Below are 12,595 nucleotides of genomic sequence, written 5' to 3'. Positions count from 1 at the left end.
CGAACGCGAATCGAATTGCGCGCCTAGCGGTTCCGGCCGTACGTCGTGCCGCCTTCAGGCGGGCCCCAGTAGCCGTCATCGGCGTCAGGGGTCCGTTCGGCGTTTCCGGCCCCGTACACCGAGCCCTGCTGCTGCGGGCGCGGGGCTCCTCCCCCGGCGCCGTAGACGTTCCCGGAGGGCTCCGGGCGGGCCGGGCTTGCGCCGTAGACGTTGCCGGAGGGCTCGGGCCGGCCGGCGCCGAAGGACTGGCCGGGGCCGGCGTTGTCGTAGACGCTGCCGTGGCCGCCGCCTTCGAACGCCCCGTACTGGGGCTCCTCGCGGCCGCCGTAGACGCCGCCGGCCGGTGGCTGCTCGCGGCGCGGGCCGCCGCCGTAGACGTTCCCGGACGGCTCGGGCCGGGCCGGGGAGGCGCCGTAGACGTTCCCCGTGGGCTCAGGGCGGGCCGGGCTCGCGCCGTACACGTTGCCGCCCGGCTCCTGCCGGGCCGGGCCGCCGTAGACGTTCCCCGAGGGCTCGGGGCGGGCCGGGCCGCCGGCGCCGCAGACGTTGCCGCGCGCGACCTGGCCCAGGTCGGGGTCGGGGTGGCCGGCGTCGAGGCCGAGGTCGACCGGGTCGTCGTCGGCGAGGAAGTCGCGGCGGCCGAAGTCGGACTCCTCGCGGGCGTGACCGGCCTCGCGGCGGCCGCGCCGCGGCCTGTCGCCGCCGTCCTCGTCGTCGTGCTCCGCGTTCTCCTTGCGGTACTTGCGGATGATGATGATGCCGAACACCATGACGGCCATGCCGAGGATCGCGATGGCCGCGAGGATCTTCACGATCGTGCCGAAGCCGAGGCCGAGCACCCAGTCCACGAACGAGGCGTCGTCCTCCGGCTCGGGCGCCGCCTCCTCCTCACCGCCGCCGGCGTCCTCCTCGGCCGCGGGAGCGGCGGGGGCGTACCGGGTGACGGTGCCGAACGAGCCGTCGTTGTCGTCCGAGGCGAGGGTGATGAAGTTGCCGTCGGCGTCGTAGGCGAGGCCCTCGGCGGTGCCCGCGTCGGCGACCGGCGTCGTGACCGGCGCGCCGCCCAGGGCCGCGACGACGTCGCCGCCCTCGACGGTCCACTCGTAGACCGCGTTCTCGGTGCGCAGCGCGACCTTGGAGCCGTCCGCGTTGAGCGCGGCGCCGGAGACCGAGCCGCCCTCGGGGAGGGCGACCGTGCCGACCTGCTCGAGCGGGGTGTCCTCCTCCTGGTTGTCGCCGGGCGGGGAGAACAGCACCGCCTCGCCCTCGTCGGCGGAGACGAACAGCGGCTTCTTGCCGGGCAGGAGGAGGAAGGCCTCGACCTCGTGCGCCTCGGCCGGGAAGACGTAGCGCCAGACCGCGTTGTTCGAGAAGTCGTCCAGGTCGATCTGGTTGAGCGTCAGCCAGTCGCGGTTCGTCGCGTCACCGGTGTCGCCGACCCACAGGTAGCTGCCGCCCTCGTGGTCGAGGGCCAGCGCCTGGGGGTCGCGCGGCTGGTGGTCGATGAACACCTCGTCGTCGCCGCGGGGATTGCAGTCCTCGCCGACCCGCTCGATCGACAGCGTCTGGTCCTGGCCGTCGGCCGCGGAGACGATGTACCAGCCGTCGCCGCCGTCAGCGGCGACGATGCCCGCCGGGTACTGGTTGCGGGGGTCGTGCAGGTTGCACAGCACCTCCCCGCCGCCGGACTCCTCGTCCTGCGCGTACACGGGGGACGCGGCCGTGGCCAGGACGAGCACTCCGGCCGTCCCGGCGACGAGCCGCGCAGGCAGGGGCCGACGGCCCACACGGCGCTCTCGCATCACGCAAGTGTTCCAGAACACGCCATGTCAGCGCGGGGACCCCCATGAGACATGTTCAGGACCACTGCGATTCAGTCCTTTTCGAGGACGAACGCTCGCAATTCTCCGGCCAGGGCGTCGTCCACCCGGGCGGTGATGACCGTGCCGTCGCCGCGGTGCTCGGTCGTGAGGACCTCGCCGCGCGAGCGCAGGCGCGAGACCAGGTCGCCGCGGACGTACGGGATGCAGACCGTCAGCGTGGTGTCCGGCTGCGGGAGGGCGCCCTCGATCGCGTCGCGGAGCTTGTCGATGCCCTCGCCGGTGTGCGCGGAGACGAACACGGCGTCGGGCCAGTCGGAGCGGAGCTGGAGCAGCGTGTCCGGGTCGACCAGGTCGAGCTTGTTCACCACGACCAGCTCGGGGATCTCCTCCGCGCCGACCTCGGCGAGCACCTCGCGGACCGCCTCGGCCTGGCCGAGCGGGTCGGGGTGCGAGCCGTCGATGACGTGGACGATGAGGTCGGACTCGGCGACCTCCTCGAGCGTGGACCGGAACGCCTCGACCAGCTGGTGCGGCAGGTGCCGCACGAAGCCGACCGTGTCGGTCACGGTGTACTCGCGGCCCTCCGAGGTGCGCGAGCGCCGCGTGGAGGTGTCGAGGGTGGCGAACAGGGCGTCCTGGACGAGGATGCCCGCGCCGGTGAGGGCGTTGAGCAGGCTCGACTTGCCGGCGTTGGTGTAGCCGGCGATCGCGACGCCGGGGACGCGGTTGCGGGTGCGCGAGTCGCGCTTGGTCTCGCGGGTGACCGTGAGCTTCGCGAGCTCGCGGCGCAGCTTCGCGACCTTCGCGCGGATGCGCCGCCGGTCGGTCTCGAGCTTGGTCTCACCGGGGCCGCGCAGGCCCACGCCGCCGTTCGAGCCGGCCCGGCCGCCGGCCTGGCGGCTCATGGCCTCACCCCAGCCGCGCAGGCGCGGCAGCAGGTACTGGAGCTGCGCGAGCTCGACCTGCGCCTTGCCCTCGGCGCTCTTCGCGTGCTGCGCGAAGATGTCGAGGATCAGGGCGGTGCGGTCGATGACCTTGACGTTGACGGCCTTCTCGAGGGCGATCAGCTGGCCGGGCGTGAGCTCGCCGTCGGCGATCACGGTGTCGGCGCCGAGCGCCTCGATGGCGTCCTTGAGCTCCTTGACCTTGCCGGAGCCGATGAAGGTGCCGGCGTCGGGCTTGGAGCGGCGCTGGATCAGGCCGTCGACGACCTCGGAGCCGGCCGTCTCGGCCAGCTGCGCGAGCTCGTCGAGGGAGTTCTCGGCGTCCTCGATCGTGCCCTCGGTCCAGACGCCGACCAGGACGACGCGCTCGAGGCGCAGCCGCCGGTACTCGGCGTCGGTGACGTCCTCGAGCTCGGTCAAGGCGAGACCGGAGACGCGCCGCAGCGCCTGGCGGGCCTCCAGGTCCAGTTCGCCCGTCGAGGGGGCGTCGGAAGTGAGGTCTTCGCGGGTGTTCTCGTACTGTTCGTGCATCACCACAAGCTTGACACGCCCTGGACACAAGATCGAGTGAATATGGCGTGGCGTTCCTCCGACCGGCGGGCGGCCGCCCGAGATCTGTTCTTGTCGACCGCCCCCCGGTCGCCGGCGATCCGGACCAGCGGGGACGTCCGCGCTGGTCGGAGGCGTCACGCCGCGCACAGGCGCGGGCGGGCCCGGTGCGCGCGGTGGCATGATGCAGAGGTACGCCCTTGAGTCCACGACGTGGTGACCGATTAGGAGTGGCATGACTGCTGCGCGTCTTCCCAGTGCCGGTTTCTCGATCACGGTCCGGCTGGCCCTCTCGGCCGACCCCGGCGCGGCGGGTCGACTCGCCACCGTCGTCGGGCAGGCGGGGGCCATCGTCACCGCCCTGGACGTCGTCGGCTCCGACAACAGGCGCATGACCGTCGACCTCACGTGCGACACCTCCGACGCCGCCCACGCCGAGCAGGTCACCCACATCCTGGAGGCGATGCCGGACTTCGACGTGAAGAAGGTCTCCGACCGGACCTTCCTCATGCACCTCGGCGGCAAGATCGAGGTCTCCCCGAAGGTGCCGCTGCGCAACCGCGACGACCTGTCGATGGCGTACACCCCCGGCGTGGCCCGCGTGTGCATGGCGATCGCCGAGAACCCCGACGACGCCCGCCGCCTCACCATCAAGCGCAACACCGTCGCCGTCGTCACCGACGGCTCGGCCGTCCTCGGCCTGGGCAACATCGGGCCCGCGGCGGCGATGCCCGTGATGGAGGGCAAGGCGGCCCTGTTCAAGAAGTTCGGCGACGTCGACGCGTGGCCGGTGTGCCTGGACACGCAGGACACCGACGAGATCGTGAACATCGTGGCCGCGCTCGCCCCGACGTACGGCGGCATCAACCTGGAGGACATCGCCGCGCCCCGCTGCTTCGAGATCGAGGCGCGGCTGCGCGAGCGGCTCGACATCCCGGTCTTCCACGACGACCAGCACGGCACCGCGATCGTGGTGCTCGCCGCGCTCACCAACGCGCTGCGCGTCGTCGGCAAGGACTTCAAGGACGTGCGGGCCACGGTCGTCGGCTGCGGCGCGGCCGGGACCGCGATCATGCGGCTGCTGGAGAAGGCCGGCATCGGCGACATCGTCCCGGTCGACCGCGACGGCGCGCTGCACTCGGGCATGGAGACCGACAACGAGACCTGGAAGTGGCTCGGCGAGCACTTCAACAAGGACGACTACTCCGGGGACCTCTCGGGCGCGGTCGAGGGCTCGGACGTGTTCATCGGCGTGAGCGCCCCGAACATCCTCAAGGGCTCCGACGTGGCGAAGATGGCGAAGGACCCGATCGTGTTCGCGCTCGCGAACCCGGACCCGGAGATCTCCCCCACCGAGGCCGCGCGGTACGCGGCGATCGTGGCGACCGGGCGCTCGGACCAGCCGAACCAGATCAACAACGTGCTCGCGTTCCCGGGCGTGTTCCGGGGCCTCTTGGACGCGCAGGCGCGCGGCTGGAACGACGACGCGGCCCTGGCGGCGGCGACCGCGATCGCGGACTGCGTCGGCGAGGACAAGGTGAACGCGACCTACATCGTGCCGAGCGTGTTCGACCCGAACGTGGCCCCGGCGGTCGCGGCGGCGGTCAAGCGCGTCATGCGGTAGGTCCCGGCGGCCTCGGCCGGGGGCCTGGTTGCCCCCTTCGGGTGACACGGCGAGTTCTCGGGCCGATTCCTGTCGCACCCGTGCGGCAGAGTCGGCCCTATCCTCTTCCCCTGGGAGGGTGGGGGTTGGGGACGGCTATACGGGGAGCCCACCCACCCGCCCTGCGGGCGGCGCGCGTCAGAGGCGGAACGAGCCCTCGGCGACGATCACGGCCGGGCCGGTCATGTAGAGCGTCTCGTCGGTGACCTCGATCGTGAGGGTCCCGCCGGGGACGTCCACTCTGCACACCCCCGTGTCGAGGCCGGCGTGGCGCAGGGCGACCGCGCCGACGGCGCACGCGCCGGTGCCGCAGGAGGCGGTCTCGCCCACGCCGCGCTCGTGGACGCGCATGCGCACGTGCGGGGCCGCGCCGACCACGAACTCCACGTTGACGCCGTCGGGGAACAGCGCGGCGTCGTAGCGGGGCTGGTGGAACAGCTCCAGGGCCTCCAGCTCGGCATCGTCGCCGAGGTGGCACACCAGGTGCGGGTTGCCCATCGAGACGACCTGGCCGGGCCAGGTGAAGCCCTCCACGGACGCCTGCGAGACCGTGCCGAAGACCGCCGCGCCCATGTCGACGCGCAGCTCATCGCCGTCCACGGTCACCGTCTTGATCCCGGCGCGGGTCGCGACCGGGACCTCCGGGCCTTCGGCGAGGCCGTGCTCGAGCAGGTAGCGGGCGAAGACGCGCACGCCGTTGCCGCACATCTCGGCGATCGAGCCGTCGGCGTTGCGGTAGTCCATGAACCACTCGGCGCCGGGGTCCTCCGCGGGGGCCACGCGCAGCAGGCCGTCGCCGCCGATGCCGAAGCGGCGGTCGCACAGCAGGGCGACCTGGGCGTCCTTCAGCGGGAGGGCGTCGTCGAGGTCGGGGACGATGACGAAGTCGTTTCCCGTGCCGTGCCCTTTGGCGAACTCGATGGTGGTCACTAGGCAATTGTGCCCCACGGCCCCCGCGCTAGCCTTGTGCCGTGACACAGACGACCGACGCCGGGCCGCTCGCCGAGCTGAAAGCGAAGTTCCCCAACGGGGTGTGGACCACGCGCGCGAACGCGCGGCTCCAGGACGCGCTCATCGAGGGGTCGGGCCTCGGCCGCCTCCAGGCGGCGATCGGCTGGGCCGCCCGCATGCAGGCCACCGACGCCCCCGAGCCGTTCACCGCCCCGCGGATGCTCCTGTTCGCCGGCGAGTACCCCGAGGGCTGGGACGCCGGCGACTACGCGCCCGTCGCCGAGCAGGCCGAGGCGCTGGAGCGCGGCGAGGGCCCGCTCGCCGCGCACGCCGCGCGCTCGGGCCTGCCGATCACCGTGGTCCGCACCGGCGCCAGCGAAGGCGTCGAGGGCCCGCTCCTCGACGAGACCGAGCTGAACGCGGCCCTCGAACTCGGCCGCGACACCGCGAACCGCGCGATCGACGAAGGCGCCGACCTGCTCCTCGTCTCCGGTCTCGGCGCCGGGGCCGTGACCGCCGCGGTCGCCGTCTGCGCGTTCATCGCGAAGGACGAGATCACCAACTTCCAGCCGCAGCTGCACGCCCCCGGCGGCTCGGTCTTCGACGCCGCGTGGATGGGCCGCGTCTCGGCCCTGCGCGACCACCTCGCGTTCAACCGCGGCTTCAAGCGCAGCCCGCAGGAGCTCATCTCGCGCCTCGGCGGCGCCGCGCTCGGCACCATGGCCGCCGCGATCTTCACCGCGGCGACCCGCTCCACCGCGGTCCTGGTCGACGGCCCGGCCGCCGTCGCGGCCGTCATGCTCGCCCGCGACTTCGGCCTCGCCGCGCCCAAGTGGTGCTACGCGCCCAACCGCTCCGGCCACCCGGTCGTCGTCAAGCTCGCCAAGCAGGCCGGCCTCGCCGACGACCTGGCCCTGGAGCTCGACCTGCCCGACGGCGCGGCGCTCCCGCTCGGCTGGGACCTCCTCCAGACCGGCCTGCGGATCGCGCAGTCGCTGCCCATGCCCGCCAAGGAGGAGCCCGAGCCCGAGCCGAACGAGCCCGTCGTCGCCGGCATCGGCGCGCCCACCCCGGAGGCGAGCGAGGCGGCGCTGGAGGCCGAGGCCGAGCCCGAGACGGAGACCGGCGAGAAGGCCTGACGAGCGACGGCCCGGAGCGGACGCTCCGGGCCGTCCCCGCACCGGGGCGTCAGTCGTTGATCGCGCGCAGCACCGGCTTGGCGGTGAGCGCGGCCGTGAGCTCGGGCGAGGCCGCGATCGCCTCGCTCGTCACGGTGAACGTGGCCGTCTCGCCGGGGATGAGCGTGACGAGGGCCTTGTCCACCACGGCGTCCGGGTCGAGGCGGTCGGCGAAGAGGCACACGTCGCGGAGCACGGACTCGGCGGTGACCGTGACCGCGACGCCGCCGTCCACGAGCGCGGTCTCGGCCGTGAACGCCGCCGGGGCCCAGCCCATGTCCTTGTCCTCCTTGGTGAACCAGGTGGCGCGCGGGAACTCCTCGCGGCCGGTCACCAGGAACTCGCCGGGGCCGGGCGCGGCCTCGCCGTCGATGACGAGCTCGGCCCTGTCGCGCGCCCTGACCCCGATCGTCAGGAGCGCCCGGCCGACGATGCGGCCCTCGGCGGTGCACTTCCAGAAGCCGATGACGCCGCCCCACGGTTCGGCGGAGTCGTTGAGCACCAGCAGCTTCACGCCGTCCTCGCCGTGCGGCTGGAACGTGACGATCCGGTCGGCGTAGGCGTCCCGCAGGGCGTACCAGAGCGGCTTGAGGCGCTCCTCGCCGTCGATCGCGGCCCACGAGGTGACCGGCCAGCAGTCGTTGAGCTGCCATACGACCGCGCCCGCGCAGTACGGGTCGAGCGAGCGGAAGTGCTCGATGCCGAGGCGGATCGCGCGGGCCTGGTTCACCTGCGTGAAGTACAGCCAGTCGTCGAAGTCGCGCACCGGCGGCAGGTGGGCGTCGAGGCCGCGCTGGAGCTTGCCCTGGCCGTTCGCGGCCTTCTGGTGCCACAGCATGTTCGGCGTCTCCGCCGCGAGCGGCTCGTCGGTCGTCATGCGCCGCACCGTGGCCCACGTCGGCGGGGCCTGGTAGCCGAACTCGGCGGCGAAGCGCGGCCGCCAGTCGCGGTAGTGCAGGTAGTCCCGCTCGTTCCACACGTCCCAGATGTGGACCGAGCCGTGCGCCTGCTCGTTCGGGTGCAGGTCGCGCACCCCGGAGTAGGGGCTGCCGGGCCAGTACGGGCGGGTCCCGTCGACCTCGGCGACGAGCTTCGGCAGCAGCTCGTGGTAGAAGCCGGCGCCCCACGTGCGGTCGCCGAGCGGCCCCTGCCAGTCCCAGTCGTGCCAGCCCCAGAGGTTCTCGTTGTTGCCCGTCCACGTCACCAGGCTCGGGTGCGGGGCGAGGCGGGCGAGGTTGTCGCGGGCCTCGGCCTCGACCTCGGAGCGGAACGGCTCCTCCTCCGGGTAGGCGGCGCAGGCGAACAGGAAGTCCTGGCCGACCATGAGGCCGATCTCGTCGCAGAGCCGGTAGAAGTCCTCGGACTCGTAGACCCCGCCGCCCCAGACGCGCACGTAGTCGATCCCGGCCGCGGCGGCCTGGCGCAGCCGCCGCTCCAGGCGGGCGGCGTCGATGCGGCTGAACAGGGCCTCGTCGGGGATCCAGTTGACGCCCCTGACCCACACCGCCTCGCCGTTGACCTTGAGCGTGTACGGGCGGCCGTCGGCGTCGGGCTCGGTGTCGAGCTCGACGGTGCGGAACCCGATCCTGCTCGACCAGGCGTCGAGCTCCTCGCCGCCGCTCCGCAGGACGACCGCGGCGTCGTAGAGCGGCTGGGCGCCGCGGCTGCGCGGCCACCACAGCTCGGGGTCGTCGACGACGACGCGCGCCCGCGCGCTGCGGGCGCCGGCGGGGACCTCCACGACCGCGGTGTGCCCGCCCGCGGTGCAGACGAGTTCGAGGTCCGCGTCGCCGGCGCGCTGGAGGTCGACCGCGAAGTCGACGACGCCGCGGCCCGGCTCGACCGAGACGCGCGGCACGACCTCGGCGATGCGCGCGGTGCGCCAGGTCTCCAGGCGCACCGGGCGCCAGATCCCGGCGCTCGCGAGGTTCGGTCCCCAGTCCCAGCCGAAGTTGCAGGCGGCCTTGCGGATGAAGTTCCCGGGCTCGGGATAGGCGTTCGGGCGGTCGCCGAGCCGGTCGCGCTGGGCCTCGGCGTAGGCGTACGGCGAGGTGAAGGCGACCTCGAGTTCGTTCTCTCCCTCGCGGATCGCCGAGCGCACGTCGAAGCGGTAGCGGCGGTGCATGTTCGCGGTCTCGCCCACGACCGCGCCATTGAGGGAGACGCGGGCGACGGTGTCCAGGCCGTCGAAGGCGAGGTCCACGCCGTCCCAGTCGCCGCCCTCGAACGCGAACGCGGTGCGGTAGGTCCAGTCGCGGCGGCCGACCCAGGCGACGGCGCGCTCGGCGTCGTCGGTGTACGGGTCGTCGATGAGGCCGGCGTCGAGGAGGGCGGACACGACCTCGCCGGGGACGGCGGCGGGGACGGGCTCGGCGGCGACCGGCGCGCCGGGGCCCCCGGCGACGGTCCAGCCCTCGTGGAGGGTTCGCTTGGCGGTCAAGAGGACTCCTATGCCTTGGGGGCGATGCCTGCGGTGCGGCGCTTCCTGTCCGTCGCCCGATGGTTCTGGAAGAGGAGGAAGACGACGACGGTAGGCAGCGTAGCCACCGTCGGCGCGGCCGCCGCGACGCCCGCCGGGCCGGGGCCGGACCGGCGGGTCGAACGGCAGGCCGGACGGCTCCGCGGCGGGACGGGGTGCTGAACCGGATAAGCGCATCGAACCTACCGGCCGCGGCGCGGCCGGTCAACGCATTGACGGCGCCTTCATCAAATTGAAATGATGAATGTCGATACCTGAATGCACTTGGCTGAACCGGTTCGCGGCGGGCGTGGGATACAGTCTGGGAGCCGGTGCCGCACGCGCGGCCGTCCGGCGCGCTCGCTTCGCCCCGGCGACGCACTCGCAGTGAGAGGACCACCGATGACCAGGCGCGTGACCATCGCCGACATCGCGGCCGCGGCGGGCGTGTCGAAGGGCGCCGTCTCGTACGCCCTCAACGGCCGGCCCGGCGTCTCCGAGGCGACCCGCGCCAAGATCCTCGCCATCGCCGCCGAGATGGGCTTCGTGCCCAACCGCGCCGCCCGGTCCCTGTCGGTGTCCTCCGCGCAGGCCGTGGGGCTCGCGCTGCGCCGCTCCGCGCGCACCCTCGGCATCGAGCCGTACTTCATGGAGCTCATCTCCGGCATCGAGGCCACGCTTTCGGCCGGCTCCTACGGCCTCACGCTCCAGATCGTCGACACCGTCGAGGAGGAGATGGAGGTCTACCGGCGCTGGTGGGCCGAGCGCCGCGTCGACGGGGTCCTCCTGTGCGACGTGGGCGTCGAGGACCGGCGCCTCGACTACGTCGCCGACCTGGGGCTGCCCGCCGTCGCCGTCGGCGGCCCGCTCGACGGCGCCCGCATCCCGGCGGTCTGGCACGACGACGCCGATCCGTGCCGCGAGATCCTCGAGTACCTGCACGCCCTGGGCCACCGCCGCATCGCCCGCGTCGCGGGCTTCGCGCACCTGCTGCACACCTCGACGCGCGACCGGGCCTACGCCGAGACGGCGGCCGAGCTCGGCCTCGACGCCATGACCACGGTCCACAGCGACTACACCGGCGAGCAGGGCGCCCGCATCACGCGGCGGCTCCTGACCTCGGCCAAGCGGCCCACGGCGATCGTCTACGACAACGACGTCACGGCCGTGGCCGGACTCGGCGTCGCCCACGAACTCGGCATCGGCGTCCCCGAGCGGCTCTCGATCGTCGCGTGGGACGACTCGCCGCTGTGCCGCCTGACCCATCCCGCGCTCACGTCGCTCACCCGGGACATCACCGCGTACGGCGCCCAGTGCGCCGAGGCGCTCCTGGCGCACATCGGACCGGTGCCGCCATCCGGCGAGGCCCCCGCTTTCTCGGTTCAGTTCCAGCCCGCGCAGCTGTCGCCGCGCGGGTCCACGGGCCCCGCGCGCGACTGAGCCGCGGAGCGGACATCGCCCCTGGCACAGCGAACCCCGAGGCATGTCTTGAACCCCATCGATATTTATGGTTCTCTATGTGGACGTCGTGGTGAACCGATTCACCTCGACCCGAACCTACAGATGGGATCACCATGGAACACGGCACCACCGACGCCGCCCCGGCACGGCGTCGAAGGAGGCGATCGTGGCTGGCGGCGGCCGCGGCCGTCCTGGCCATCGCCGTCACCGGCATGTGGCAGCTGGTACCGGCCAGCGCCCAGCAGGGCGGCTTCTCGATCGACGGCACGCAGCTGATCGACGCGAACGGCAACCCGTTCATCATGCGCGGCTCCACCCACCCGGACGTCTGGTACCAGGGTGAGTTCGACAGCCTCGGCGAGATCAGCGACCTCGGGGCCAACACGGTCCGCGTCGTCCTGGGCTCGGGCCACCGCAACTGGGGCGTCTCGTCCGCCGCGCGGGTGCAGCAGATCGTCGACGAGTGCAAGGCGCAGCGGCTCATCTGCGTCCTCGAGGTCCACGACACGACCGGCTACGGCGAGGAGGCGGGCGCGGCCTCCCTGGATCAGGCCGTGACGTTCTGGCAGGGCCTGTACAGCGTGCTCGAAGGCGAGGAGGCGTACGTCCTCATCAACATCGGCAACGAGCCGATCGGCAACACCGACCCGGGGCAGTGGACGCAGGCGACCGTGAACGCGGTCGACCGCATGCGCGACATCGGGTTCGAGCACACGCTCGTCGTGGACGCCCCGAACTGGGGCCAGGACTGGACCAACACCATGCGCGCCAACGCGCCCACGGTGGCCGCGGCCGACCCGCTCGGGAACACGCTGTTCTCGGTGCACATGTACCAGGTGTACTCGAGCCCGCAGGCGGTGATCGACTACTTCGACGCCTTCGCGGCGATGGACCTGCCGCTCATCGTCGGCGAGTACGCGGACACCCACCAGGGCTCGACCGTGGCCTGGGAGACCATCCAGTCGGAGGCGCAGGCGCGCGGGATCGGCTGGATCGCCTGGTCGTACTCGGGCAACTCCGACCCGATCCTGGACCAGGTGCTGGGTTTCGACCCGAGCCGGATGACGACGTACGGCGAGCGGGTGTTCGAGTCGCAGTACGGCATCCAGAACACCGCCGAGCGCGCCACCGTCTACGGCGAGGACCCGGACCCGACGACGACCTCGCCCACCGAGGACCCGTCCACGGGCGGCCCGACCGAAGGCGACTGCACCGCCGTCATCGGCGTCGTGAACGACTGGGGCTCGGGCTGGCAGGGCAAGGTCACCGTCACGGCCGCCGACGCGGCCCTGGACGGCTGGCGGCTCACCTGGACGTGGGCGGGTTCGACCCGGATCACGTCGTCGTGGAACGCGACGGTCACCTCCTCGGGGGCGGGCGTGACGGCCACCGACGTGGGCTGGAACGGCACGGTCGCCGCGGGCCAGTCCCGCGAGGTCTTCGGCTTCATCGGCTCGGCGCCGGCGGCGGCGCCGACGGTCACGTGCGAGGCGATCTAACAATGTGACGGCACGGCGGAGGCCGCCGGACCGTGCGGTCCGGCGGCCTCCGTCGATGTCTGCGCCGTG

At 72.8% G+C, this 12,595-nt stretch carries 8 protein-coding genes; 4 read left to right on the top strand and 4 right to left on the bottom strand.

Annotated features, from left to right (window positions below; all coding sequences use genetic code 11):
- Positions 1–23: 23 nt before the first annotated feature.
- Positions 24–1,802 (bottom strand): hypothetical protein, encoded by a 1,779-nt coding sequence (locus EIW28_RS06925; protein ID WP_125246991.1) that lies wholly within the window; start codon positions 1,800–1,802, stop codon positions 24–26.
- A gap of 71 nt (positions 1,803–1,873) precedes the next feature.
- Positions 1,874–3,298, bottom strand: coding sequence for a GTPase HflX (gene hflX / locus EIW28_RS06920; RefSeq protein WP_125246990.1), 1,425 nt, complete (start codon positions 3,296–3,298; stop codon positions 1,874–1,876).
- A gap of 253 nt (positions 3,299–3,551) precedes the next feature.
- Between hflX and EIW28_RS06915 the strand changes: the two genes are divergently transcribed.
- Positions 3,552–4,940: an NAD-dependent malic enzyme gene (locus tag EIW28_RS06915; RefSeq protein WP_125246989.1), complete on the top strand. Its 1,389-nt coding sequence runs from the start codon at positions 3,552–3,554 to the stop codon at positions 4,938–4,940.
- Between the two features lie 177 nt (positions 4,941–5,117).
- Here EIW28_RS06915 and dapF read toward each other — a convergent pair whose 3' ends face one another.
- Positions 5,118–5,900, bottom strand: coding sequence for a diaminopimelate epimerase (gene dapF / locus EIW28_RS06910; protein ID WP_125247543.1), 783 nt, complete (start codon positions 5,898–5,900; stop codon positions 5,118–5,120).
- Positions 5,901–5,950: 50 nt separating this feature from the next.
- Here dapF and EIW28_RS06905 point away from each other — a divergent pair, with 50 nt between their 5' ends.
- Positions 5,951–7,069 (top strand): nicotinate-nucleotide--dimethylbenzimidazole phosphoribosyltransferase, encoded by a 1,119-nt coding sequence (locus tag EIW28_RS06905; RefSeq protein WP_125246988.1) that lies wholly within the window; start codon positions 5,951–5,953, stop codon positions 7,067–7,069.
- A 49-nt stretch (positions 7,070–7,118) separates the two neighbouring features.
- Here the strand turns inward: EIW28_RS06905 and EIW28_RS06900 are convergent, their stop codons facing one another.
- The gene (locus EIW28_RS06900; RefSeq protein ID WP_125246987.1) at positions 7,119–9,548 is read right to left on the bottom strand and encodes a glycoside hydrolase family 2 protein; all 2,430 of its coding nucleotides are present in this window, start codon (positions 9,546–9,548) and stop codon (positions 7,119–7,121) included.
- Between the two features lie 420 nt (positions 9,549–9,968).
- On the opposite strand from EIW28_RS06900, the gene EIW28_RS06895 reads away from it, so the two are divergent.
- Together EIW28_RS06895 and EIW28_RS06890 are read left to right on the top strand one after the other, a co-directional pair.
- Positions 9,969–11,006 (top strand): LacI family DNA-binding transcriptional regulator, encoded by a 1,038-nt coding sequence (locus EIW28_RS06895; protein ID WP_125246986.1) that lies wholly within the window; start codon positions 9,969–9,971, stop codon positions 11,004–11,006.
- A 134-nt stretch (positions 11,007–11,140) separates the two neighbouring features.
- A complete protein-coding gene (locus tag EIW28_RS06890) occupies positions 11,141–12,526 on the top strand; it encodes a cellulase family glycosylhydrolase (RefSeq protein ID WP_125246985.1) in 1,386 nt (461 codons plus the stop codon).
- Positions 12,527–12,595 lie beyond the last annotated feature (69 nt).

This window comes from Glycomyces terrestris (assembly GCF_003933745.1).
Classification (GTDB): Bacteria; Actinomycetota; Actinomycetes; order Mycobacteriales; family Micromonosporaceae; genus Glycomyces; species Glycomyces terrestris.
Note: the sequence above shows the minus strand (reverse complement) of the source record. Positions and strands in the feature narration are given on the sequence as shown.